Annotated in this window: 17 protein-coding genes and 1 riboswitch; of the genes, 4 read left to right on the top strand and 13 right to left on the bottom strand. The window is 74.9% G+C overall.

What is annotated here, in order from left to right:
- Positions 1-2: 2 nt before the first annotated feature.
- Positions 3-1,400, bottom strand: coding sequence for an O-antigen ligase family protein (locus tag JOE61_RS18870; RefSeq protein ID WP_193667412.1), 1,398 nt, complete (start codon positions 1,398-1,400; stop codon positions 3-5).
- Entirely contained in the window at positions 1,397-2,893 is a 1,497-nt protein-coding gene (locus JOE61_RS18865) for an oligosaccharide flippase family protein (RefSeq protein WP_193667413.1), read from the bottom strand. The genes JOE61_RS18870 and JOE61_RS18865 overlap by 4 nt, the downstream gene beginning before the upstream one ends.
- Before the next feature lie 152 nt (positions 2,894-3,045).
- Between JOE61_RS18865 and JOE61_RS18860 the strand changes: the two genes are divergently transcribed.
- Positions 3,046-3,774 (top strand): hypothetical protein, encoded by a 729-nt coding sequence (locus tag JOE61_RS18860; RefSeq protein WP_193667414.1) that lies wholly within the window; start codon positions 3,046-3,048, stop codon positions 3,772-3,774.
- Between the two features lie 50 nt (positions 3,775-3,824).
- Here JOE61_RS18860 and JOE61_RS18855 read toward each other — a convergent pair whose 3' ends face one another.
- The 4 genes from JOE61_RS18855 to JOE61_RS18840 form a co-directional block, all read right to left on the bottom strand.
- Positions 3,825-4,649, bottom strand: coding sequence for a hypothetical protein (locus JOE61_RS18855; protein WP_193667415.1), 825 nt, complete (start codon positions 4,647-4,649; stop codon positions 3,825-3,827).
- A gap of 110 nt (positions 4,650-4,759) precedes the next feature.
- Positions 4,760-5,689, bottom strand: coding sequence for an aminoglycoside phosphotransferase family protein (locus JOE61_RS18850; RefSeq protein ID WP_193667416.1), 930 nt, complete (start codon positions 5,687-5,689; stop codon positions 4,760-4,762).
- A 5-nt stretch (positions 5,690-5,694) separates the two neighbouring features.
- Positions 5,695-7,575: a translation elongation factor 4 gene (gene lepA / locus JOE61_RS18845; RefSeq protein ID WP_193667417.1), complete on the bottom strand. Its 1,881-nt coding sequence runs from the start codon at positions 7,573-7,575 to the stop codon at positions 5,695-5,697.
- Between the two features lie 89 nt (positions 7,576-7,664).
- A complete protein-coding gene (locus JOE61_RS18840) occupies positions 7,665-9,389 on the bottom strand; it encodes a thiamine pyrophosphate-dependent enzyme (RefSeq protein ID WP_193667418.1) in 1,725 nt (574 codons plus the stop codon).
- Positions 9,390-9,514: 125 nt separating this feature from the next.
- Here JOE61_RS18840 and JOE61_RS18835 point away from each other — a divergent pair, with 125 nt between their 5' ends.
- Together JOE61_RS18835 and rpsT are read left to right on the top strand one after the other, a co-directional pair.
- Positions 9,515-10,555, top strand: coding sequence for a phosphotransferase family protein (locus JOE61_RS18835; RefSeq protein ID WP_193667419.1), 1,041 nt, complete (start codon positions 9,515-9,517; stop codon positions 10,553-10,555).
- 96 nt (positions 10,556-10,651) lie between these two features.
- Positions 10,652-10,912, top strand: coding sequence for a 30S ribosomal protein S20 (gene rpsT / locus JOE61_RS18830; protein WP_193667420.1), 261 nt, complete (start codon positions 10,652-10,654; stop codon positions 10,910-10,912).
- Positions 10,913-11,038: 126 nt separating this feature from the next.
- On the opposite strand, the gene holA is transcribed toward rpsT, so the two are convergent.
- The 7 genes from holA to JOE61_RS18795 all read right to left on the bottom strand — a co-directional run bounded on the left by holA (position 11,039) and on the right by JOE61_RS18795 (position 22,694).
- Positions 11,039-12,037, bottom strand: a complete 999-nt coding sequence (holA, locus tag JOE61_RS18825; RefSeq protein ID WP_193667421.1) for a DNA polymerase III subunit delta — start codon at positions 12,035-12,037, stop codon at positions 11,039-11,041.
- 55 nt (positions 12,038-12,092) lie between these two features.
- Positions 12,093-14,459, bottom strand: coding sequence for a ComEC/Rec2 family competence protein (locus JOE61_RS18820; protein ID WP_307823101.1), 2,367 nt, complete (start codon positions 14,457-14,459; stop codon positions 12,093-12,095).
- Positions 14,456-15,448: a ComEA family DNA-binding protein gene (locus tag JOE61_RS21870; protein WP_227491272.1), complete on the bottom strand. Its 993-nt coding sequence runs from the start codon at positions 15,446-15,448 to the stop codon at positions 14,456-14,458. The genes JOE61_RS18820 and JOE61_RS21870 overlap by 4 nt, the downstream gene beginning before the upstream one ends.
- Before the next feature lie 420 nt (positions 15,449-15,868).
- Complete coding sequence (locus tag JOE61_RS18810; protein WP_193667422.1) at positions 15,869-16,750, bottom strand: DegV family protein; 882 nt, start codon at positions 16,748-16,750, stop codon at positions 15,869-15,871.
- Positions 16,751-16,762: 12 nt separating this feature from the next.
- On the bottom strand, positions 16,763-19,270 hold the full coding sequence (gene leuS, locus JOE61_RS18805; RefSeq protein WP_193667423.1) for a leucine--tRNA ligase: 2,508 nt from the start codon (positions 19,268-19,270) through the stop codon (positions 16,763-16,765).
- Positions 19,271-19,476: 206 nt separating this feature from the next.
- Positions 19,477-21,618: a PhoX family protein gene (locus tag JOE61_RS18800; RefSeq protein WP_193667424.1), complete on the bottom strand. Its 2,142-nt coding sequence runs from the start codon at positions 21,616-21,618 to the stop codon at positions 19,477-19,479.
- Positions 21,619-21,716: 98 nt separating this feature from the next.
- Entirely contained in the window at positions 21,717-22,694 is a 978-nt protein-coding gene (locus JOE61_RS18795; RefSeq protein ID WP_193667425.1) for a helix-turn-helix domain-containing protein, read from the bottom strand.
- A gap of 70 nt (positions 22,695-22,764) precedes the next feature.
- Here JOE61_RS18795 and JOE61_RS18790 point away from each other — a divergent pair, with 70 nt between their 5' ends.
- A complete protein-coding gene (locus JOE61_RS18790; protein ID WP_193667426.1) occupies positions 22,765-24,294 on the top strand; it encodes a flavin-containing monooxygenase in 1,530 nt (509 codons plus the stop codon).
- 38 nt (positions 24,295-24,332) lie between these two features.
- A riboswitch (cobalamin riboswitch) is annotated at positions 24,333-24,533 on the top strand.
- Positions 24,534-24,563 lie beyond the last annotated feature (30 nt).

Here is a 24,563-nt window from a genome sequence, read left to right as displayed (position 1 = left end):
TCTCAGTCCTCCGGTCCCGGCTCGGGCGGCGCGTCGACGAGCAGCACGGCGCCCAGGGCCACCAGCAGCCACAGGGGCAGGAAGAACTGCTCGCTGAGGAAGCAGGCCGCGGTGGTGGTGCCGACCAGGGCGGCGAGGACGGCCGAGGCCAGCGCCGAGCCGTCGCGGCGCCAGGAGCGCCACGCCCCCCGCAGCCCCGCGACCAGGAGCCCCACGAAGCCGGCCAGCCCCAGGAGGCCCAGCTCGGCGGCCACCTCCAGGTAGGTCTGGTGCGCCACGTCGAGGTCGCTGGTGGCGCTGACCGGCAGCTGCTCGAGCCAGCGCTCGTGCTCGACCCCGAAGGAGCCCGGACCCTGGCCCAGCAGCGGAGCGTCGAGCGCCATCTCGCCGGCGGCCTCCCAGAGCTGGAGCCGCTCGGCCACGTTGCGGTCGGCGACCGCGTCCTTGGCTGTCAGGCTCTCGCCGACCAGGTCGGGGAAGAGCCCCACCACCAGGGCGGTGAGCACCAGGAGCGAGCCGAGCACCCCCATCAGCTGCTGCAGGCTGACCTGGCGCACCAGGACCGCCACCACCAGCATCACCACGAGGCCGATCAGGGCCCCGCGCGAGAACGTGCCCAGCAGGGCGAGGGTGATCAGCACCGTCGCCGCGTCGTACATGCCGGGGCGCCAGCCCGGGCGCCGCACCGCCAGCGAGAGCGGCAGCGCCGCGAGCAGGAAGAAGGCCAGGTCGTTGGGGTCGCCGATCGGGCCCGCCACCCGGCGGTCGAGGCCGTCGGTGAACCGGTCGAGCCCCAGGGTGTAGGAGAGGATGCCGGCCAGTGCCGCGACGGCGGAGGCGCCGACGTAGACCCGGGCCAGCGTCGCGGGAGCGAGCCGGCCCGCCCGCATCGTGTCGACCAGCACCACCAGCAGCGCCAGGAAGCCGGCCCAGCGCACCAGCACGGCACCCCCGTCGGGTGCCCCGTTGACGGCGGTGGAGGCCAGCAGCGCCACGGCGAGCACCGCCGCGGCCGCGAGCGCCTTGGTGCGCGGCCCGCGGTGCAGCCGCCCGCGGCTGCGTCGTACGAGCCAGGACCCGACGGCGAGGGCCGCCAGCACCTTGGTCGCCCGGGGATCGAGCACGGCCAGGTAGTCCTCGAAGAGCGAGGCGGCCACCACCAGCGCCAGCGCGACCTCGAGGCGGGTCAGCATCACCACCAGCGCCAGCCCGGCCACCAGGACCGGGCCCACCAGTCCGGGCGCCAGCCCGACGGCGACCCCACCGGCGACGGCGAGCACGGCCGGCACCAGCACCAGGGGCCACTGACGGCCCGAGCCCACCGTCGCCCCCGCCGGGGGACGCTCGGGCGCGCCGGCCACCTCGGGCTCGGTGGTGGCGTCGGCGTCGGTGCCGCTCATGCGAGGACCTCCCGGCGGCGCAGGAGCTCGAGGACGGCGCGCCATGCATCGGCGCCGACGGCACGCAGCACGATCAGGAAGACGAGCACGGCGACCAGGGTGGTGGCGCCCAGCGCCACCACTCCCCCGCCGGCGACCGGGTCGAGCCCGCGCAGCGCGAGCACGGCCAGCGCCATCGCGACCGAGGCGACCAGCGCCGGGCGGACGTCGGCGCCCAGGCGGGCCGCCGACGTGCCGGGCACGGCGCGGCGGGCCAGGGCGAGCGCCGGCAGCGCGACCGCGGCGACGACGACCACCTGGGCCAGCGCGACGGAGACGATGCCGCGGTCGACCACGACCAGCAGGGTCAGGCCCAGCACCAGCAGGTGGACCAGGCGCACCGCCATCGCCACTCCTGGGCGGCCGGCGGCGTTGAGCACGGTCAGGCAGACCTGGAGCAGTGCGAGCAGCAGCGCGTAGCCCGCGAGCAGCGCGAGCACCGGGGTCGCGGGCGCCCACTCGGCGCCGAGCAGCACCAGGTCGTCGGCCAGCAGCGCCAGCAGCAGGCAGGCGGGCAGCATCAGCGAGAAGGTGACCCCCAGGGCCACCTCCGCGGCCCGGGCCCGGTCCGCGCCCCGGGCACGGCACAGGTAGGGGAACGCGGCCCCGGTGACCACGACGGCCACCATCAGGTAGGGCATGTTGGCGATCCGGTAGGACAGTGAGTAGTGGCCCAGCGCCAGCGCACCGAGCACCCGCGCCACCAGCAGGTAGTCGAGGTTGAGCTGGACCACCTCCAGCAGGTGGGCACCGGAGAACGGGGCGCCGAAGGAGACCAGCGCCCGCGCGTCGGCGCGGTCCCAGCCGGGCAGCACCGGACGGTGCACGACCCAGGCCAGCAGCATCATCAGCACCGCCTGGGTCACCTGGCCCGCGACGAGCGCCATCACCCCGACGCCCTGGATGACCAGGGCGATCGCCACGACGGCGCCGACCACCGCCGAGACCGTGTCGGGGACGATGCGTCGCGCGAAGGCCAGCCGGCGGCGCAGCAGCTCGGTGGTGACGCCGGCGACGGCCAGGCACGGCAGCACGACGGTGAGCCCACGGATCACCGCTGCGCCCCCGTCGTCGGCCCGCAGGCTCGAGGCGAGCAGGGGTGCGGTGGCCCACAGCAGGGCGGCGAGCGCGCTGCTGGTCACCAGTCCCAGGCTCAGTGCGGTGCGGGCGGCCCGCTCGACGCGCTGCGTGCTCCCCTCGAGGTGCACCAGCGCGCTGGCGGTGCCGAGGGTGCCCAGGATGGCCGCGACGTTGGCCACCAGGCTGCCCAGCGCCACCAGGCCCAGCGCCGAGGGGGTCAGCAGCGCGGCCAGGGTCAGCAGCACCACCGTGTGCGCCGCCTTGACCACGACGCCGTTGGTGGCCAGCCACAGCGCGCCCCGGGCGGTGCTGCCGGCGGGATCGTGAGGGGTCGCCGGCGCCGGGCTCGTGCGCGCACGCGTCGACGCCGTCATCTGACACCCCCCGGTGGTCGTCGTGCGGGCCCGACGGGCACCAGCACCTCCTCATTGTTACCCAGACGGTTTCGGTCTACACCTGTACGGTCATACTCTCGGCAGGTGCCGCGGACTGGGCGGCACCCACGTGGCGTGACCAGGGGGATCGTGTGCACAAGCTCGTCGTGGGGGCCCTCGCCCTCGTGCTGACCGGCCTGCTCACCACCGGGTGCAGCACCATCCGCGCACAGGTCGACGGGTCGACCCGCTCCGACAGCACGCCGATCGAGGTGGCGCCCGTGCTCGAGACCGCCGAGTGGGCCGTCAACGACGGGCTCGTCTCGGTGATGGTGCGCAACGACGACTCGCGCGTGCTGCGCACGGCGACGGTCGCCCTGCAGGGCGTCGACGCCGACGGTGTGCTGGTCGGGGTCTGGGACACCGACACGATGGCCGGCGAGAGCGCCTGCTGCACCGTCCTGGGCCTCGAGCCCGGGGAGCAGTTCGGCCTCTACTTCGCCGTGGGGCCGCAGGCCGAGCGGATCGCCGACGTCGAGCTGTCCTTCTCCGAGATCTCGTGGGCCAAGGCCGACGCCGAGCCCGCCGAGCCGGTGGCGGCCGCCGTGCCCCAGGACACGATGCTGGGCCCGGACCGCACGGTGGTCGTCGCCCGCGTCGAGACCGGCGAGCAGGCCGTGCCCCGCGCCCTGGTCCAGGCGGTGCTGCGCGGACGCTCCGGCAAGCTGATCGCGGTCGTGACCGGCCGGTGGAGCTGCTTCGCCGCCGGCGAGGACCGTCGCATCCGCATGGAGCTCTTCCAGCGGGTGCCGGTCGGCACCGGTGTCGACACCGTCACGATCGACCGTCTCGACACCGGCCCGCAGCCGACCTGCCCCTGACCCCGCCTTCGCGGGGTCCCGCGCCCAGTTCCCGCGCTCAGTGCCCGCGATCAGTGCCCACGGAAGAGCCAGCCCAGCGGACGGGGATCCGCGGAGGCGTCCTCGAGGTCGTCCTGGGCGCGCGGCTCGACCTCGGGCTCGCTCGCGCCGGCCTCGGACGGCGCCGTGACGGCGTACAGCGACTCACGCGACTCGGGCGCGGTGCCCTCAGCTGCAGGCTCGGCGTCAGGCTCGGGCTCCTCGACCACGGCCGGCTCGGCCGTCTCGGGCGTCCCGGGCGTCTCGGGCGTCTCGACCTCGACCTCGACCGGCTCGGCGGAGCGCGGCGCGGCCTCGACCGACCGGTCGGAGTCCACGAGCGCCGACTCGGCGTCGCTCAGCCCGTCCGCGGAGCGCTGCACGTGCTGCACCGCGGCATGCGCGCCGGAGAGGAGCGAGCCCAGGTCGCCCAGGCTGCCCCCGATGTCGCCGAGCAGCCGCTCGACCCGGGCACGCAGCTCGGACATCTCGGCGCGCACCTCGGCGGCGGCCTCCTCGCGAGCCGCGCGACGCTGCTCGTCGAGGCCGGAGCGCAGCTCCTCGGCCTCGGCGGCGGCCTGCTGGGTCAGGTCGAGCGCCTCGGCACGCGCCTGCGCGAGCGTGGCGTCGGCCCGCTGACGCGCCTCCTCGACGAGCGAGGCCGCCAGCGTCTCCGCCTCGGCGACCATCGACTCCGCCTCGGCGGCAGCCTGCTGGCTCATCCGGTTCGCCTCGGCCACGATCTCCGCGGCCTCGCGTCGGGCCCCGAGCTCGGCCCGCAGCCGCGAGGTCTGCTCCCCCGCGCTCGACTCGCCGGTCTGCGCGCCTTCGCGCGCGCTGTCGTCGTCGTCCGTCACTGGCCCCCCTAGCTGTGGGCCCGCCCCATGGCGAGCCCGACGGTCTCCGGCAGCCTACCCGCGAATCGCGCGGCTACACCCGTTCACCCAGAGCCGGGCGAGCGCCGGCCTCACTCCTGGACGGCCTTCGCCACGCTGAGCAGCCTGGTGACGTGGTCGCGCTCGGCGGGTCCCAGCCGCGACCCGGCGGCCACCGCGTCCTGGACCACCCACAGCACCCCCAGGACCTGGCGCACCACGGTCCAGGCCACCGCGCGGTCCTCGTCGAGCCCGGCCGCGTCGACGACGGCGTGGAAGCGGCGCCGGATGCCGCCCCGCACGTCGCCGGCCAGCTCCTCCCACCGGTTCCACAGCAGCGGCGCCGGCTCCCAGTGCGGGTCGCCGCTCAGCGGCTTGGGGTCGATCGCCACCCACCGCGACAGGTCCGGGTCGGTGGCCAGCACGTTCGCGTAGTGCAGGTCGCCGTGCACCAGCACACCGTCGCAGTGCGCGTCGCCGGCGAGGTCGCCGACGAGCGAGAGGCACTGCTCCACCATCCGGCGCGGCAGCGGGGCCTGGGGCGGCAGCGCCCGCAACGGCTCGACCTGGCGACCGACGTACTCGCTGAGACGCCGCAGGCGGGGCGGGGCGGGCACGTGGAGCCGCGGGTAGAGCGCGGCGACCTGCTCGCAGTCGGCCACGTCCCAGCCGCCACCGAGGTCGGTGCGCTCGAGCCGGTCGAGCAGGAGCGCGCGCCGGCGGGGGTCGGCGCGGCGCATCCGCACCGCCCCGTCGCCGCCCCAGTGCTGCAGCGCCAGGGCCTCGTGCTCGGTCTCCTCGTCGGGGAAGGCGACCTTGAGCACCGCCGCGGACCCGTCGGGGTCGCGCACCGGCAGCACCACCGCGGTCTCGCCCCACCACAGCTCGGTGCCCGCACGCAGCGACCACTCCTCGACCAGGTCGCCGAGGCGTCCGGGCAGCGCGTCGACGTACGCCGCCCACGCCGGCCCGCGCTCCGCGAACGCCAGCACCGGGTCGGGCAGCCGGGGCAGCGCGACCACGAGCCCTACTTCTTGGTCTTCTCCGGGGCCGGCGCGTTGGAGAGCGCGGCCACGAAGGCCTCCTGGGGGACCTCGACGCGACCGACCATCTTCATCCGCTTCTTGCCCTCCTTCTGCTTCTCCAGCAGCTTGCGCTTGCGGCTGATGTCGCCGCCGTAGCACTTGGCCAGCACGTCCTTGCGGATCGCGCGGATGTTCTCGCGGGCGATCACCCGGGCGCCGATGGCGGCCTGGATCGGCACCTCGAACTGCTGGCGCGGGATCAGGTCCTTGAGCTTGCCGGCCATCATCACGCCGTAGGAGTAGGCGCTGTCGCGGTGCACGATCGCCGAGAACGCGTCGACCGGCTCGCCCTGCAGCAGGATGTCGACCTTGACCAGGTCGGCGGCCTGCTCACCGGAGCGCTCGTAGTCGAGCGAGGCGTAGCCCTTGGTCTTCGACTTCAGCTGGTCGAAGAAGTCGAAGACGATCTCGCCCATCGGCAGCGTGTAGCGCATCTCGACGCGGTCCTCGGAGAGGTAGTCCATGCCGCCGAGCTGGCCGCGCTTGGTCTGGCACAGCTCCATGATCGCGCCGATGTGGTCGCTCGGGCTCAGGATCGTGGCCTTGACGACCGGCTCGCGGACCTCGGCGATCTTGCCCTCGGGGAACTCGCTGGGGTTGGTGACCGCGAACTCGGAACCGTCCTCCATCACCACGTCGTAGACGACGTTGGGGGCGGTGGAGATCAGGTCGAGGTCGAACTCGCGCTCGAGGCGGTCGCGGGTGATCTCCATGTGCAGCAGGCCCAGGAAGCCGATGCGGAAGCCGAAGCCGAGGGCGCCGGAGGTCTCCGGCTCGAAGGTCAGCGCCGCGTCGTTGAGCTGCAGCTTCTCCAGCGCCTCGCGCAGGTCGCCGAACTGGTCGCCGTCGATCGGGTAGAGCCCCGCGTAGACCATCGGGTTGGGGTGCTTGTAGCCGCCGAGCATCTCGGTGGCGCCGTTGTGCTGGGTGGTGACGGTGTCACCGACCCGCGACTGGCGCACGTCCTTGACGCCGGTGATCAGGTAGCCGACCTCGCCGACGCCGAGCTCGCCGGCCTTGACCTGCTCGGGGCTGATCACGCCGACCTCGAGCATCTCGTGGGTGGCGTTGGTCGACATCATCTTGATGCGGTCGCGGTGGTTGAGCTTGCCGTCGATGACGCGCACGTAGGTGATGACACCGCGGTAGGTGTCGTAGACGGAGTCGAAGATCAGCGCGCGGGCCGGCTTGTCGGCCGCGCCGACCGGCGGCGGGGTCTGCTTGACGATCTCGTTGAGCAGCGCCTCCACGCCGAAGCCGGTCTTGGCGCTGACGCGCAGCACGTCCTCGGGCTCGCAGCCCACCAGGCCGGCGAGCTCGGCGGCGTACTTGTCGGGGTTGGCGCTGGGCAGGTCGATCTTGTTGAGCACCGGGATGATGTGCAGGTCGGCGCCCATCGCCAGGTAGAGGTTGGCCAGCGTCTGGGCCTCGATGCCCTGGGCCGCGTCGACCAGCAGCACCGCGGTCTCGCAGGCCTCGAGCGAGCGGGAGACCTCGTAGGTGAAGTCGACGTGGCCGGGCGTGTCGATCATGTTCAGCACGTAGGTGCCGGCCTCGGCGCCCTCGTCGTTGCCGTCCTCGACGCCCCACGGCATCCGCACGGCCTGGCTCTTGATGGTGATGCCGCGCTCGCGCTCGATGTCCATCCGGTCCAGGTACTGCGCCCGCGCCGCCCGCGCGTCGACCACGCCGGTCAGCTGCAGCATCCGGTCGGCCAGCGTCGACTTGCCGTGGTCGATGTGGGCGATGATGCAGAAGTTGCGCAGCGTCGACGGGTCGGTCTGCCCGGGGACGGGCCAGGACTTCGGGGGAACGGCAGGCACGGGGTCTCAGGGATCTCTCGGACGACGGGGCACGGGCGCGGCCATCCTCCCACGGGTGCGGTCGAAGGCCCGCCTCCCGGGGGCGGGTCCTACTCCGGGCTGACCACCATCTCCTTGGCCTTGGCGATGGCGAAGCCCCAGCCCTGCTCGAGGGTCGGCTTCGAGGGCACCGCGATCTCGTCGGGGTTGGTGACCACGTCGAGCAGCACCGGGCCGTCGTGCGCGAGCGCGCGGCGTACGGCGTCATCGAGGTCGTGCGGGTCCTCGACCCGGATGCCCCTCATCCCGACCGCCTCGGCCACCGCCGCGAGGTCGGGGTTGTGCAGCACGGTGCCGAACTCGGCCATGCCGACCTGCTCCATCTCGAGCTTGACCATGCCCAGGCGCCCGTTGTCGAAGACGACCAGCTTGACCGGCAGGTCGTGGCTGACCGCGGTGATCAGGTCGCCCATGAGCATCGTCAGGCCGCCGTCGCCGCACAGGGCGACGACCTGGCGGTCGTGGTCGAGCGCCTGGGCACCCAGGGCCTGGGGCATCGCGTTGGCCATCGAGCCCAGGTTGAAGGAGCCCAGCAGGCGACGGTCGCGGTCGATGCGCACGAAGCGCGAGAGCCAGGTCGTGGCCATCCCGGTGTCGGCGGTGAAGACGGCGTCGGGCGCCGCGTGGCGGTCGAGGAGCCCGGCGAGGAGCTCGGGACGGATCCTGCGCTCGGGGTTGTCGACCTTGCGACGCAGGAAGCCGGTGGGCTTCTTCTCGTAGGCCGGGTCGACGTAGTGCTGCTGCAGGTCCTGCCAGGTCTCGTACGCCGAGCGGGCGCGGTCGAGGTGGCCCCGGTCCTCGCGGCGCTCCAGGTGCGGCAGCAGCGCGCCGACCGCGAGCCCGGCGTCGCCGACCACGGCGTGGTCGACCGGGTGCCGCCGCCCGATGTGGGTGCCGTCGCGGTCGACCTGCACCACGGTGGGCCCCGAGGGGTAGAACTCCTTGTAGGGGAAGTCGGTGCCGACCATCAGCAGCAGGTCGCAGGTCTCGAGGGCCAGCGTGGCCGCGGGGTTGCCGAGCAGGCCGGACTGCCCGACCTCGTAGGGGTTGTCGTGGTCGAAGGCCTCCTTGCCCTTCAGGGCCACCACCATCGGCGCGGCCAGCCGCTCGGCCAGCTCGAGCACCTCGTCGCGGGCACCGGCCGCGCCCTGGCCGACCAGCAGCGTGACCCGCTCGGCCGCGGCGACCGCGTCGGCGGCGGCGCGCACCGAGTCGGGCGTCGGGGCGGCGGTGGCGAGATCGGCGACGAAGCGCGGCACGGCGGTGTCCTTGGCGACCTCGAGCTCGCCGACGTCGCCGGGGACCGTCAGCACCGCGACCCCGCCCTGCTGCAGCGCGGCGTTGCCGGCCTGCTCGAGCAGGGTGGGCAGCTGCGAGGGGTCGGTGACGGTGGCGGTGAAGACCGACACGTCGGCGAAGAGGACGTCGTTGTCGACCTCCTGGAAGAAGTCGCTGCCGATCTCGGCCCGGGGCACCTGCCCGCAGATCGCCAGCACCGGCGCGTGCGACTTCTTGGCGTCGTACAGGCCGTTGAGCAGGTGGATCGCGCCCGGCCCGACGGTGCCCATGCAGACCCCCAGCCGACCGGTCAGCTGGGCCTGGGCGCCCGCGGCGAAGGCGGCGACCTCCTCGTGGCGCACGCCCATCCAGCGCAGCCGCTCCTCGCGGCGGATGGCGTCGGTCACGGGGTTGAGGGCGTCGCCCACGACACCCCAGACCTCGGTGGTGCCGTGGTCGGCGACGGCCTCGATGATCAGCTCCGCGACGGTGGTCATGCGGCCCACGCTCCCGCGTGCGCGTCGCCCGCGGAAGGTCCCGGCGGGTGAGGTCGCGCCGTCCTCCTGGCGCCTCCCGGGGTGTCGCGGCACCGCGGGGGCGCGCGCTGGCGCACGATGGGCCGGTGCACCCGCCGCTGGAGGACCTGCCCCACGGGCTGACCGCGCGCCGCCTGGAGTGGGTGCACCTGCCGCCGCACGTGCGGCGGCTCGTCGAGCAGCGCTGCGGCACCGCCGTGGTCGAGGCCCGTTCGGTGACCGGCGGCTACACGCCCGGCTTCGCCTCGGTGCTGCACGGCGCCGACGGCTCGCGGCACTACGTGAAGGCGGCGTCGGTGACCGCCCAACGCTCCTCCGCCCTGACGTACGCCGCCGAGGCGGCCTCGCTGGCCGCGCTCGACGCGGGCTCGCTGCCGGCGCCGCGACTGTCGTGGAGCCACGGCACCGAGCCGGGGCGGCGCCACCGCGCCGACGACTGGGTGGTGGTGGGCCTCGAGGCCGTGGCCGCCCGCGCGCCGGCGCGCCCCTGGCACGACGACGACCTCGCTGCGGTGCTCGCCACGCTGGTCGACCTGGCCGTCTCCCCCGCGGCCGCCGGCGTCGACCTGACCGACGTCGCGGAGGACCTCGCCGACTGGCCGGGCCGCTGGGCCGAGGTCGCCTCGACGCGGCCCGACCTCGACCCGGCCCACGTGCGCGAGGCCGAGGCGCTGGCCCGCGAGCTCCCCGCTGCCGTGGCCGGCGGGGCCCTGGTGCACGGCGACGTCACCGACGACAACCTGCTGCTGGCCGACGACGGCCGGATGCTGCTGTGCGGGTGGGCGTGGCCGGCCCTGGGCGCCCCGTGGCTCGACAGCCTGTGGGCCCTGGTCGGGCCGCGCTCCGACGGCGTGGACGTCGAGGCGGTGCTGCGGCGCACCCCGCTGCTCGCCACCGCCCCGGCCGAGCGCGTCGACACGGTGCTGGCCGCGACAGCGGCGTACTTCCTGGCCTCGGCGCAGGGCCGCTCGCCCGCCTGGTCGCCGTACCTGCGGCTGGCCCAGCGCCGCCAGGGTGAGGCATGCTGGGCCTGGCTCGGCCAGCGGCGCGGGTGGTGGCCCGGCCCGGCACCCCGCGTCGGCACCGCGACGGGGTCGGAGGATTTGGGCGGGCTCGTGCGCCGCTGATAATCTCCGATGTCGCGTGTGTGGCGCCTGTGTGCCCCTCCGCGCCCCGACTCAGCACCAGACCATTCGTTCTCAACACCAGCAAAGGCATTGCCCGTGGCGAACATCAAGTCCCAGATCAAGCGCAACAAGCAGAACGAGAAGCGTCACGAGCGCAACAAGGCGGTCAAGACGAACCTCAAGTCCGCTGTGCGCAAGTTCCGCGCTGCCGCCGACGCCGGCGACAAGGAGACCGCGCTGGTCGCCGGTCGCGACGCCGCCAAGAAGCTCGACAAGGCCGCCTCCAAGGGCGTCATCCACAAGAACCAGGCCGCGAACCGCAAGTCCGCGATCGCCAAGAAGGCCGCTGCTCTCTGATTCCGCGTCTCCGCCCAGCGCGGAGACCGTCTGGTCCTGAGCCGACCCGCCCGACCTCGTCGGGCGGGTCGTCGGCATTTCCGGACCCGTCGATCCGGGACGGGTCAGCGCGAGATCCGGGCCGGGTCAGCGCTCGCGCAGCTCGGTGACGGTGAGCACGAGGCGCTCCAGGGTGTACGACGCGTCGCTCGCGGCGCCCTTGATGTCGGCGTCGGCGCGGGCCACCGCGCGCACCGCCTCGCCCAGCGCCGCGCTCGACCAGCCCCGGGCCTGGTCGCGCACCGAGCGGACCTTCCACGGCGGGACGCCGATCTCGCGGGCCAGGTCGGGCTCGCTGCGCGAGCGGGCGCCCTTGAAGCGCGCCAGCCCGCGCACCCCGCCGGCGAAGGCGGAGGTGATGAGCACCGCGGGAGTGCCGCCGTCGAGCGCCCAGCGCAGCTCCTCGAGGGCCTCGAGTCGCCGCCCCGAGAAGGCGGCGTCGGCGACCGCGAAGGACTTGGCCTCGGCCCGGCCGCCGAAGTAGCGCTTGACCCGCTCCTCCGTGAGCGTCTCGCCGGGGAAGTCGTTGGTCAGCTGGTGGGCGGCGGCCGAGAGCGAGCGCAGGTCCTGCCCCACGGCCTGGACCAGCGTGGTGGCGGCCTGCTGGTCCATCCGCGCGCCCAGGCTGCGAGCCTCGTTGATGACGAACGAGGGGTACTCGGAGGCCTTGAGCTCGGCGGACTTGACCTCGGTGACCGGGCCGAGCTTGCGCAGCTTGGTGAGCACGCCGCTGCCCTTCTGCCCGCCGCTGTGCACGAGCACCAGCGCGACGTCCTCGGCCGGGGCCGCGCAGTAGCCCAGCAGGCCGGCCACCGACTCCTCGGGCAGGTCCTCGAGCTTGCGCACCACCACGCAGCGGGTGCTGGAGAACAGCGACGGCGCCGACATCTCGCCGAGGGTGGCCAGGCTCAGCTCGGCGGCCGCGGCCTCGGAGAGCTCGGCCTCGGCGTCGTGGGCGCGCACGGCGCTGCGCACGGCGCCGACGGTGCGCTCGCCGAAGAACTCCTCCTTGCCCGTCACGAGCGTGACGCGGCCCAGCACGTCGGCGGCGGAGGGGGCGCGGGGGGCGGAGCGGGCGGCTGGCATGGTGCGCGCAAGCCTGCCACAGCCCGCCGACACCGCCGCCCGGGGCACGGGCGGCTCAGTCGCGGGTGAGCCCCACCGCCTCGCCGTCGCGCACCACCACCGCGAGCGGGCCGTCGGTGTCGGTGCGCAGCACCCGCGCCCCGGCGGCCTCGAGGTCCGTGAGCAGACCGGCGTCGGGGTGCCCGTAGTCGTTGTCGGCGCCGACCGGCACCAGCGCCAGCTCGGCACCCAGCCCGGTGAGCAGGTCGAGGTCCTGGTGCCGGCTGCCGTGGTGGGGCACCTTGAGCACGTCGACCGCCAGGTCGGGCAGCGCCCGGGCCAGTGCCGCCTGCCCGGGCGGCTCGAGGTCGCCGGGCAGCAGCACCCGCACCCCGCCGACCTCGGCGAGCAGCACCACGCTCTGGTCGTTGGCGGTGCTGCCGTCGCCGGGCCCGCCGCGCGGGGTGCTGTCGACGGGGGCGAGGGACTGCAGGGCCACCTCCCCCACGCGCTCGGTGGCGGCGTACGACGCCACGCCGACCTCCGCGCCCGCGGCACCGGCCAGCTCGCCGACCGCCGCCACCGCGTCGGGCGGGTCGAGCAGGGGGCTGGTGACGACGCGGTCGATCTGACGGCCCTCGAGCACCCCGGCGAGGCCGTCGACGTGGTCGGCGTGGAAGTGGGTCAGCACCACGAGGGGCACGTGCTCGACGCCCAGGTCGGAGAGGCAGGTGTCGACCGCGACCGGGTCGGGGCCGACGTCGACGACCACGGCGCTGGCCGCGCCGGCGCGCAGCACCACCGCGTCGCCCTGGCCCACGTCGCAGACCACCACCAGCCAGCCCGACGGCGCGAAGGCCGCCGCCGGCCGCACCACCACGACCACGCCGGTCACCGCGCACAGCAGGATCGTCGGCAGCGGGCGCGCCAGCAGCCGCGGCGCCAGCACCGCCAGCAGCAGGCTCAGCGCGGTGAGCACCGCGAGGGGGACGACGCCGGTGCCCCAGTCGACCGCGGCCGCGGGCAGGCCCGCCCCGCGCTCGGCCACCGCCACGATCCAGCCCACGCACCAGGTGGCCACGGTGCCCAGCAGCCGGCCCACGGGTGGCGCGAGCAGGCCCACCAGTCCCCCGGCCAGCCCGACCACGGTGGCCGGGCCCACCACGGGGGCGGCCAGCAGGTTGGCGGCGACCGCGACGAGGCTGACCTGGCCCGAGATGCCCGCGACCACCGGGGTGCAGGCCAGCTGCGCGGCCGCGGGCACCGCCACCGCCTCGGCCAGCCAGCGCGGCATCCAACGGGCCAGCGCGTCGCGCCAGCCCGGCGCCAGCAGCATGATGCCGGCGGTGGCCAGCACCGAGAGGGCGAAGCCGACCGAGACCGCCAGCCCGGGCTGGACGAGCAGCAGGCCGGTCACCGCGACACCGAGGGTCCGGGGCCCGCGTCGGGCCCCGTCGGTGCCCAGGGCGACCAGCGCCACCGATCCCATCACCGCGGCGCGCAGCACGCTGGGCTCGGTGCGGGCCAGCAGCACGAACCCGACGATGCCGCCCGCGCCCACCAGGAGCAGCCACCGGCCCCGCACGCCGGCGCCCCGCGCCAACCACAGCAGGCTGCCCACCACGAGGGTCAGGTTGGTGCCGCTGACGGCGAGGAGATGGGTCAGCCCGGTGGCCCGGAAGTCGTCGGCCACCGCGGGGTCCAGCCCCACGTCGTCGCCGTCGACCAGCGCGGGCACCAGCACCCGCTCGGGGGCGGGCCGGTGCGCGACCGAGTCGCGCAGCGACTCGCGCACCGCGCCGGCACCGCGCCACCACAGGTCCGGCGGGTCGCGCACCTGCGGGGCGCCGGTGGCGTCGAGGACGGCGGCCAGGTCGTCGCCGTCGGCGGGGCCCAGGCGCCCCTCGGCCAACACGGTGGAGCCCAGGGCCGCGCCGGCCCACTCCGGTGGGGCCAGCACGAGCACCGGCGCGCGCAGCGTGTGGGCGCTGCCCCGACCCTCGACCTCGCGCACGGTGACCCGCAGCCACACGCCGTCGGCGTACGGGCCCTGGAGCGGGCGGGGATCGGCGGTGACGGTGGCCAGCACCCGCACCACGGCCCGCTGCTCGGCGAGGTCGGCCAGCGGCCCGCCGCCCACCTGGTCGTGGCGCAGCGAGGTGCTCAGCCCCACCGCGAGCAGGACGAGCAGCAGCAGCGCGCCGGTGAGCGCCGCGCCCCGCCGGCCTCGCGCCCGGAGCGCCGCCACCCCCAGGCCACCGCAGGCGGCGACCGCCGCGAGCCACGCGGCGGGGGCGAGGGCGCCGACCAGCCCGCCCGTCCACGCGGCCGCGCCCACCAGCGTCATCCGGAGGTCGGCGGTGGCCCGTGCGGGCTCGGCGGGTTCGGCGGGCTCGGGGGGCCCGGCGGGCCCAGCGGTGTCGGCGGACCGCGCGAGGCTCACACCGTCACGAGGGGTGCGAGCTGGGCGAGGGTGGCCTCGCCGATGCCGTCGACCTCGAGCAGCTCCTCGACCGCGGAGAAGGCGCCGTGCTCGGTGCGCCAGGCCAGGATCGCCCCCGCGGTCACCGGACCGACCTGCGGCAGCGTCTCGAGCAGGGCCTGGTCGGCGGTGTTGAGGTCGACCAGGGCCGCGCCCGGTGAGCTCGGTGGCACAGGGGTGCCCCCCGGCGTCACCGGCGCAGCGGCACCGGGCACCCCGACGAGCACCTGCTCGCCGTCGACCAGCAGTCTCGCGAGGTTGAGGCCCATCAGGTCGACTCCGGGGCGGGCACCGCCGGCGGCCTCGAGCGCGTCGACGACCCGCGAGCCCGCCGGCAGCACGGCGATGCCCGGCCGGCGGACCTTGCCGGCCACGTCGACGGTCACCTCGGTCCCCGGCTCCGGGGCGCCGGCCGCGCCGACAGCTGCCGGTGCCGCTGCCGGCTCGGGCGGCACCAGGTCGACGAGCGGCGTCTCCACCTCGGCGACGGTCTCGAGCCGCGGGCCGCTCGGCTCGGGGTCGGAGCGCACCACCCACCACGACGTCACGGCCAGCCCGGCGGCGACCAGCAGCGCGACGACGCCCAGGTGCGCCGACGACAGCAGCGCCCGGCCGCGCAGGGTGGGCGGCACCAGGTCGTGGGCGGCGCCCAGCAGCTCGGGTCGTGGCCGCGCACGGCGGGAGGCGTGGCGCCCGGGCACCGGGACCATCCCCGGGACCGGGCCGGGAGCAGCCGGGGCGGGCGGGGCCGGCGGGGGCGCCGGCGGACCGGCGAGCGGCCGGATGCGGGTGTGCGGCGCCCACCAGTCGTCGTCGGCGTCCGGCTCGGGCTCCTCCTGCTGCAGCGGCGGGGCCGGTGCCGGCCGCACGGCCTCCAGCTCGGCGCTGAGCTGGGCCAGGCGGCGAGCCACGGCTTCCTGGTGCTCGGGGCTGGGTCGTCGACTGCGCATGCAGGCAACCTAGGAAGCCCTCCACCGCCGCAACGACCACCGGACGCGAGCCTGTGGACGACCACCTGCTCGACGCACCCTGTGGACACCACGTGGCCCCGTAGGTCGAGCAGCGAGGGCAGGCCGTCGGTCGAGCAGCGAGGGCCGAAGGCTCGAGCGACGCCGAGACCCAGCGAGCACACGGCGTACGGCGAGCGGTCACGCACCCGGTCTCGGCGACGTTCCTCGCTGGCGCTCGTCACTGCTCGACCAACGACGGCCGTTGGTCGAGCAGCGAGGACCGAAGGCTCGAGCGACGCCGAGACCCAGCGAGCCCATGACGTACGGCGAGCACGCCACTCACCCAGTCTCGGCAACGTTCCTCGCTGGCGCTCGTCACTGCTCGACCAACGACCACCGCCGTTGGTCGAGCAGCGGCGGTCAGGGGTGGAGGGGGGCGACGCAGACGGCGATCATGCCGGGGCCGACGTGGGCGCCCAGGACCGCGCCGAGCTCGCCGCACCACAGCTCGCGGCCGCCGAGCTGGTCGGCGAGCCGCTCGCGGAGGTGGTCGGCGAGCACCTCGGCGCGCTCGGGGTTGGCCAGGTGGGCGACGTAGACGTCGACCTGGGTCTCGCCGGCCGCCTCGACGGCCAGCTCCTCGAGCCGGGCCAGCGCCCGGGCGGAGGTGCGCACCCGCTCCAGGGAGTCGACCCGCCCGTCGTCGATGCGCAGCAGCGGCTTGACCGCCAGCGCACCCCCGAGCAGCGCCGCGGCCGCGCCGATGCGCCCGCCGCGGCGCAGGTACTCGAGGGTGTCGACGTAGAACAGCGAGGCGGTGGCCTCGGCGCGCGCCCGCGCGGCGTCGGCGGCCTCCTGGGCCGAGCCGCCGGCGGCAGCGACGCGCGCGGCGGCCAGGGCGGCGTACCCGGTGCCGATGCCGACCTGGCGGGTGTCGACGCAGACGACCGGCAGCGGCGCCTCGCGCGCTGCGAGCTGGGCGGACTCGTAGGTGCCGCTCATCTCGCCCGACAGGTGCACCGACACGACCGCGCTCGCGCCCGCGGCGTGGGCCTTCTCGTAGGCCTCGAGCATCACCGCCGGCGAGGGCCGCGAGGTCGAGACCGGGGTGTACTCGCGCAGCGCCTGCGCGACCCGGTCGGGCGTCGCGCCCTTGGAGCCCTCGTCGAGCACCTGGGCGCCGATCACCACCTGCAGCGGCACGACGACCAGTCCGTGCTCGGCCACCGCCTGCGGGGGCAGGCTCGCGGTGGAGTCGGTGACGACGACGACCGGCCCCTCGCCGGCTGCGGGCTTGCTCACGCCGTCACCCTGTCAGACGACGATGTTGACCAGCTTGGGCGCGCGCACGACGACCTTGCGCACGACCGCCCCGTCGAGGGCGCGCTGCACGTCGGCGTCGGCCATCGCCAGCTGCTCGAGGTCGGCCTCGGAGATCTCCGGGGAGACCTCGAGACGTGCCTTGACCTTGCCCTTGACCTGCACCACCGCGGTGACGGTCTCCTGCACCAGCAGCGACTCGTCGACCACGGGCCAGCCGGCGCGGGCGACGGTGGGCTCGTGGCCCAGGCGCTCCCACATCTCCTCAGCGACGTACGGCGCGACCAGCGACAGCAGGATCGCCACCGCCTCCACGGCCTCGCGCACCGCCGGGTCGGCGCCGCCCGGGCCCGAGTCGATGGCCTTGCGGGTGGTGTTGACCAGCTCCATGGTGCGCGCGACCAGCACGTTGAAGCGCTGGGTCTCGACCAGCTCGGTGGCCTCCGCGACGGTGCGGTGCACGGCCTGGCGCAGCGCGGTGTCGCCGTCGGCCGGGGCGGTGCCCGGCTCGCTGGTGACGTCGCCGGAGAGGCGCCAGGCGCGCTGCAGGAACTTCAGCGACCCGCCGGGCGACATGTCGGCCCAGTCGATGTCGGCCTCGGGCGGCCCGGCGAAGACCATGGTCAGGCGGATCGCGTCGACGCCGAACGCGTCGATCATCTCGCCCAGGTCGACACCGTTGCCCAGCGACTTCGACATGCCGCGGCCCTCGTTGATGACCTCGCCCTGGTTGAGCAGCGCGCTGAAGGGCTCGGTGAAGTCGATCATGCCCATGTCGTGCAGCACCTTGGTGAAGAAGCGGCTGTAGAGCAGGTGCAGGATCGCGTGCTCGACGCCGCCGACGTACTGCGCGGCGGGCATCCAGTCGCGCACCGCCTGCGGGTCGAACGGGCCGTCGGTGAACTGCGGGGAGCAGTAGCGGAAGAAGTACCACGACGAGTCGACGAAGGTGTCCATCGTGTCGGAGTCGCGCTTCGCCGCGCCACCGCAGGTCGGGCAGGCGACGTTGACCCAGTCCTCGGCCGCGGCCAGCGGCGAGACGCCCTTGGGCTTGAGGTCGGAGCCCTTGAGGTCGGGCAGCTCGACGGGCAGCTGGTCCTCGGGCACCGGCACCTCGCCGCACGCCTCGCAGTGGATGATCGGGATCGGCGCGCCCCAGTAGCGCTGGCGGCTCAGCAGCCAGTCGCGCAGGCGGAAGTTGACGGTGCCGGTGCCGGTGCCGCGCTCCTCCAGCTGCTCGATGATGCGCGCGATGCCGGCGGCCTTGTCGCCCAGCCCGTCGAGCGGGCCGCTGTTGACGTAGGTGCCGTCGCCGGTGGTGGCCTCGTAGGTCTCCTCCGGGTTCGGCTCGCCGGTGTCGACGACGCGGCGCACCGGCAGCCCGAACTGCTTGGCGAAGTCGAGGTCGCGCTGGTCGTGGGCCGGCACCGCCATGATCGCGCCGGTGCCGTAGTCGGCCAGCACGTAGTCGGCCGCCCACACCGCGATCTGCTCGCCGGTCACCGGGTTGGTGGCGGTGACGCCCAGGTCGACGCCGGTCTTGGGCCGGTCGGTGGCCAGGCGGTCGATGTCGGAGGAGCGGCGCACCTCGTCGACGTACGCCGTCAGCGACTCGGCGCGCTCGGGCGCGACGATCTCGGCGGCCAGCTTGGCGTCGGCGGCCACCACCATGAAGGTCGCGCCGTGCAGGGTGTCGGGGCGGGTGGTGAAGACCGTGACGGTGCGGGTCTCCCCCGAGGCCAGGGTGATGTCGAAGTCGACGTGCGCACCCTCGGAGCGGCCGATCCAGTTGCGCTGCATCGCCAGCACCTTGGAGGGCCAGGTGGCCTCCAGCGGCTCCATGTCGTCGAGCAGGCGCTGGGCGTAGTCGGTGATCTTGAAGTACCACTGCGACAGCTCGCGCTTGGTGACCACGGCGCCGCAGCGCTCGCAGGCCCCGTTGACGACCTGCTCGTTGGCCAGCACGGTCTGGTCGTTGGGGCACCAGTTGACCGGCGAGAACTTGCGGTAGGCCAGGCCCCGCTCGCGGAACTTCAGGAACAGCCACTGGGTCCAGCGGTAGTACTCGGGGTCGGAGGTGTTGAGCCGGCGCGACCAGTCGAAGCTGATCGCGTAGCGCTTGAACGACTCGGCCTGGGTCTCGATGTTGGCGTAGGTGAAGACGGCCGGGTTCTCGTCGCGCTTGATCGCGGCGTTCTCGGCGGGCAGGCCGAAGGAGTCCCAGCCGATCGGGTTGAGCACGTCGTGCCCGCGCTGCCACCAGTAGCGCGCGACGACGTCGTGCAGCGCCATCACCTCGGCGTGGCCCATGTGCAGGTCGCCCGAGGGGTAGGGGAACATCGTCAGCGCGTAGCGCTTCTCGGCGCCGGGGGCCGCGGAGCCGGCGCGGAACGGGTCGAGGTCGTCCCAGACCTTGCGCCACTTGTCCTGCACCGCGACGACGTCGTACGTCGCCGCCACGGGGGCGCCGTCGTCGCTGCGGTCGGTGGGTCGCTCGCTCATCTGGGTCTCTCTCACGTCTGGTGGCCGGCGTGTGGGCCGCCGCTGGTCCCGGGCACAAAAAAACCCCTCGTGGCGAGGGGCAGCCGCGTCGAGTCGTCGTCGACGCGGCTAGGCAAGGAGCAGGGCGTGCTGCATGGGGGCAGTCTAGCGCCCGCCGCCCGGCAGGTGGAACCAGCCGGGCGACGGGCGCCGTGGAGGTGCGGGGCTCAGCGGTCGCGGAAGGCGACGACGACCGAGGGCCGCGGGAAGTCGTCGGTGTGCGGCCAGGTGGAGGCCTGGTCCTCGAAGGTGGCCCCGTCGACCTCACCGGGGTGCTGCACGGCCACCCACAGCGAGCGGTTGGCGTCGGTGAGCAGCGGACCGCACGCCTCGGCACCGCGCGGGACGGTGAGGAACTGGGTGACGTTGCCGCGCTGGGCGCCGGCGACCGGCACCCGGAAGACGCCGTCGTTGGAGCCCAGGGCGTTGCCGTCGGTGGAGATCCACAAGTTGCCGCGGTCGTCGAAGGCGACGTTGTCGGGGCACGAGATCGGGCTGACCTTCGTCTTGTCGAAGCCGGCGAAGTAGGTCTCCGGCGCCTCGGGGTCGCCGCAGACGAGCATCAGGTCCCAGGTGAAGGTGCTCGCGCCGTGGTCGGAGCCGGCCGGGCTCATCTCCAGCACGTAGCCGTTGCGGTTGCCCGAGGCCGGGGTGAGCGGGGCGCCCACGGAGGAGCGCACCATCGAGGAGGTCAGCGGGTTCGCCTCGTCGGGCGGGAACGTCGAGCCGCGCTGGGAGTTGTTGGTCAGCGCGGCGTAGACCTTGCCGTTGACCGGGTTGGGCTCGACGTCCTCGGGCCGGTCCATCCGCGTCGGGGCGACCTGGTCGGCGGCCAGGCGGGTGAAGAGCAGCACGTCGGCGACGCTCATCCCGGGCACGAACGAGGTCGTCTCGTCGCACAGCGCGATCCACTCGCCGGTGCCGTCGTGCTCGCCGTCCTCGGTGCCGTCGCCGACGAGCCTGGCGACGTAGAGCGTGCCCGCGGTCAGCAGCGTCCTGTTGTGCCGGCGCGCCTTGGCCGAGGGCCCCGTGCGCATCGAGTCGCGCGAGACGAACTTGTAGAGGTAGTCGCCGCGCTCGTCGTCGCCCATGTAGGCCACCGCGCGGCCGTCGCGGGTCAGCGCCACGTTGGCGCCCTCGTGCTTGAAGCGGCCCAGCATCGTGTGCTTGACCGGCGCCGCGTCCGGGTCGTAGGGGTCGAGCTCGACGATCCAGCCGAAGCGGTGCGGCTCGTGGGGCTCGGCGGCCAGGTCGAAGCGCGGGTCGACGGCGCTCCAGCCCCGCCCCGAGCCGGTGATGCCGTAGCGGGCGTAGGCCTCGGTGTAGCGCTCGTCGCGCTGCTGGCCCTCGGGCAGGTCGAAGTACTGGTTGAAGTTCTCCTCGCCCGAGAGCACCGTGCCCCAGGGGGTGGTGCCGCCGGCGCAGTTGTTGAGCGTGCCCAGCACGGTGGTGCCGCTGGGGTCGGCGCTGGTGCGCAGCCGCTCGTCGCCGGCCGCGGGGCCGTCGAGCACGAAGGCGGTGTCGATGTGCACGCGGCGGTTGTAGCGGGTCTTCTTCAGGCTCTTGACGCGCCGCCAGGACCCGGCGCGCGAGCCGCGCCGGATCTCCACGACCGACATGCCGTGGTTGGCCATCGCGATCGCGGTGATCTCGGCGTCGGTGTAGACGCCCTCGGGGAACATCAGCGCCTCGTCGGTGTACTCGTGGTTGACCACGAGCAGCGAGCGGTCCTTGCGGTCGCGCTTGGCGTCGCGCAGCGGCAGCACCCCGACGTAGTCGCAGTTGTAGCCGAACTGCTGCTTGGCGGCCTCCGGGGTCTGGCGGCGCGCGTCGAAGGCGGGCGCGCCGGCCACGACCCCGTCGCCCCAGCGGATGACCACGTCGTGGTCGAAGCCGGAGGGGGTCACGACCGCGTCGCGGCGGTTGGGGCGCACGGGGGTGAACGCGGCGGTCGCCAGGTCGCCGGAGACCGGGCGGGCCGCGACGCCGGGCTCGGCGGCGGCGGGGGCCACCGCGGCAGCCGCCAGCGTGCCGCCGAGCACCATCATGCCGGAGCCGGCGGCGGCGCCCTTGAGCACCGAGCGGCGGGCCACGGCCTTGGCGATCTCGTCCTGCACGTGGCCGTGGCCGGTGCGGTTGGGCTCGGGGTGGTCGCAGGCGTTGCCGCAGCGGTACTGGCAGGTCATGAAGCTGCGACCGCCGTGGCGGGTGCCGGTGGGGGTGAGCGGGAGCAGCGAGCGGGAGCCCGGGGCGGTGTCCGGCGCGGTGGCGGCCGAGGACGCGGCGGGGCGGGCGGGGGTGCAGGTCATGGCGGGTGGCTCCTGGGTCGAGGGGGTCCTACGCGCCAGCGAACCTAGGGACGCTGCGAGAGCCCGTCGCGACGCTGCGGTGACACCTCGCCGTCGGATCAGTGAACGCCGGGTGCCCGAGCCCGACGGGCCGCGCTGGGCGGCCTTCCGGTCCAGCGCCGGTGGGCGTGCACCAGCGCCGCGGGCTCGGCGTACCCCAGGCGGGCGGCGACGTCGGCGACCGGCAGCCCGGCGCGGAGCAGGTCGGCGGCCAGCGCGCGGCGTACCTCGTCGAGCAGCGCGCGGTACGACGTGCCGGCGGCGGCGAGCTGGCGGCGCAGGGTGCGGTCGGTGCGGCCCAGGGCCGCGGCCACCACCGCCATCGGGGCGCCGTCGGCCAGGCGCTGGGTGATCAGCACCCGCACCTGCTGGGGCAGCCCGGAGGCGCTGCGCCGGTCGGCGGCCAGGTCGCGGCAGACCGCCTCGGCGAGGGCGCGGCGACGGTCGTCGCCGCTGGCCAGCGGCCGGTCGAGCTCGGTGGCGGCGAAGCGCAGCACCGCCTGGTGGGGGCCCACGTCGAGGTGCGCGCCGACCCCGCCCGGCAGCAGCGAGTCGAGCACGGTGCGAACCGCCGTCGCGTCGCGCGCCACCAGGAAGGCCCGCACGTCGGCGGGCAGCGCGCTGCCGTCGAGCTCGGCGACCACGTCGTCGCCGACGACCTCGACGCTCGGCACCACGAAGGCGTAGCTGAGGTCGAAGAAGCGCAGCGCCACCGTCACCACGTCCAGCAGGGTGCGGCTGGTCATCAGCGCGAAGCCCAGCGCCCCGAAGGTGCCCACGTCGTACGCCGCCCCCACGGCGGCGCCCGCGCCGGGGGCCCGCTGGCGCAGGGCGCGCACGACCCGCAGCTCCTGCGCGGCGGTCACCTCGCGCACCCCGCCCGGCCCGAGGTCGTCGAGCCGCAGCCCGGTGCCGAGCAGGAGCGCGGCCGGGTCGTGGCCGCGGGCGCCGGCCCAGCGCAGCAGGTGGCGGACCCCGTCGGCCGAGCGCGGCACGTCGGGGCCGGGAGCCTGCGCGGGAGGCAGCGGGCGGGTCATGTCCGCTATTGTCAACTCGATTGCGCCCGATGTCTCCCCCGCGGCGCCCGCCGGCCCTAGCGTCCTGGGCATGACCTCCCCCGACCCGGCCGCCTCACCCGCCTCGCCCGCCCCGTCCTCCCCCGGCCCCGCCGTCCGGTCGCCGCGCGTCGTCGTGGTCGGCGCCGGCTTCGGCGGCCTGGGCGTCGTGCACGCGCTGCACGAGCAGGGCGTCACCGACGTGACCGTGCTGGAGCGCGCCGACGAGGTCGGCGGCGTGTGGCGCGAGAACACCTACCCCAACGCGGCCTGCGACGTGCCGTCGCCGCTCTACTCCTGGTCGTGGTCGCCCAACCTGGCCTGGGGCCGCCGCTACTCCCCGCAGCCCGAGATCCTCGACTACATCCGGCGCACCGCGGCCGAGCACGGCCTGCTCGACGCCGTGGTCACCGGCACCACCGTGACCGGCGCGCGCCACGACGGCGAGGCGTGGCAGGTCTCGACCGAGGTGGACGGCGCGGCCGGGCCGACGTACGCCGCCGACGTGCTGGTGCTGGCCACCGGCCAGCTCTCCGAGCCGGTGATGCCCGACCTGCCGGGCCGCGACGACTTCACCGGGCCGACCTTCCACTCCGCGCAGTGGCGCCACGACGTCGACCTGGCCGGGAAGCGGGTCGCGGTGGTCGGCACCGGCGCCAGCGCGATCCAGTTCGTGCCCGGCATCGCCGACGAGGTCGCCTCCCTCACCGTCTTCCAGCGCTCGGCGCCCTACGTGGTGCCCAAGCCCGACCAGGCCTACTCGGCGCGCCACCACGCGCTCTTCCGGCGCCTGCCCGGCACCCTGGCCGCCGAGCGGCGCACGGTCTTCTGGCTCACCGAGCAGCTCAACGGGGCCCTGGCCGGCGAGAGCCGGCTCTCGAAGCCGATGACCAAGGCGCTCGAGGCCGCTTGGCGCGCCCACCTGCGGCTCACCGTCAAGGACGCGGGCCTGCGGTCGCGGCTGGTGCCGGACTACCCGCTGGGCTGCAAGCGCCTGCTCTTCTCCAACGACTGGTACCGCACCCTCGACCGCGAGCACGTCGACGTGGTCACCGGGCCGGTCACCGGCGTGGAGCCCGGCGGGGTGCGTGCCGCCGACGGCACCCTGCACGAGGCCGACGTGCTGATCTGGGGCACCGGCTTCGCGGCCACCGACTTCCTGCGCGGGCTCGACGTGGTCGCCCCCGACGGCACCCGGCTGGGCGACGTCTGGGCCGACGGCGCCCGGGCCCACCTGGGCATGGGCGTGCCCGGCTTCCCCAACCTGTTCAGCATCTACGGCCCCAACACCAACCTCGGCGGCAGCTCGATCATCGCGATGATGGAGGCCCAGGCGGGGTACGTCGCGCAGGTCGCGCGCCGCCTCGCCGACGGCCGGGCCCGCGCCCTGGCCCCGCGCCCGGAGGTCTGGGAGGCCTTCGACACCGAGATGCAGTCGCGGCTGGGCGAGAGCGTGTGGGCCGGGTGCACCAGCTGGTACACCGACGGGCCGCGGATCACCACCAACTGGCCGGGCCTGGTCGCGGAGTACCAGCGCCGCACCGCCACCGTCGACTGGTCGGAGCTCGAGGAGGTCGGCTGACCAGCAGCCGAGCGGCCGGCGAGGGCGCCGGCCGGGGTTGGTACGGTCCTGCTGCCAGTCACGCCTCCCCCGGGAGGCCAGGGAACCCGGTGCGACTCCGGGACTGACGCGCAGCGGTGTGGGTGACGGGCGGGACACGTGGCACCTGCGGGTGGCACAGCCACTGGGCCCCGGCCCGGGAAGGCGTCCTGGCCCGGTCGAACCCGAGTCCGAAGACCTGCTGGCCCTCACGGCACCCGCCGGGAGGTCACCACGGGCTCCGCGCACGG

This window comes from Nocardioides salarius, from assembly GCF_016907435.1.
Classification (GTDB): Bacteria; Actinomycetota; Actinomycetes; order Propionibacteriales; family Nocardioidaceae; genus Nocardioides; species Nocardioides salarius.
This window is presented reverse-complemented; position numbering and strand designations above follow the sequence as displayed.

Coding starts and splice junctions, on each gene's coding strand:
- JOE61_RS18870 (WP_193667412.1), bottom strand. CDS start 1,400: ATGAGCGGCACCGACGCCGACGCCACCACCGAGCCCGAGGTGGCCGGC.
- JOE61_RS18865 (WP_193667413.1), bottom strand. CDS start 2,893: ATGACGGCGTCGACGCGTGCGCGCACGAGCCCGGCGCCGGCGACCCCT.
- JOE61_RS18840 (WP_193667418.1), bottom strand. CDS start 9,389: ATGACCACCGTCGCGGAGCTGATCATCGAGGCCGTCGCCGACCACGGC.
- holA (WP_193667421.1), bottom strand. CDS start 12,037: ATGCCAGCCGCCCGCTCCGCCCCCCGCGCCCCCTCCGCCGCCGACGTG.
- JOE61_RS21870 (WP_227491272.1), bottom strand. CDS start 15,448: ATGCGCAGTCGACGACCCAGCCCCGAGCACCAGGAAGCCGTGGCTCGC.
- leuS (WP_193667423.1), bottom strand. CDS start 19,270: ATGAGCGAGCGACCCACCGACCGCAGCGACGACGGCGCCCCCGTGGCG.
- JOE61_RS18800 (WP_193667424.1), bottom strand. CDS start 21,618: ATGACCTGCACCCCCGCCCGCCCCGCCGCGTCCTCGGCCGCCACCGCG.
- JOE61_RS18795 (WP_193667425.1), bottom strand. CDS start 22,694: ATGACCCGCCCGCTGCCTCCCGCGCAGGCTCCCGGCCCCGACGTGCCG.
- JOE61_RS18790 (WP_193667426.1), top strand. CDS start 22,765: ATGACCTCCCCCGACCCGGCCGCCTCACCCGCCTCGCCCGCCCCGTCC.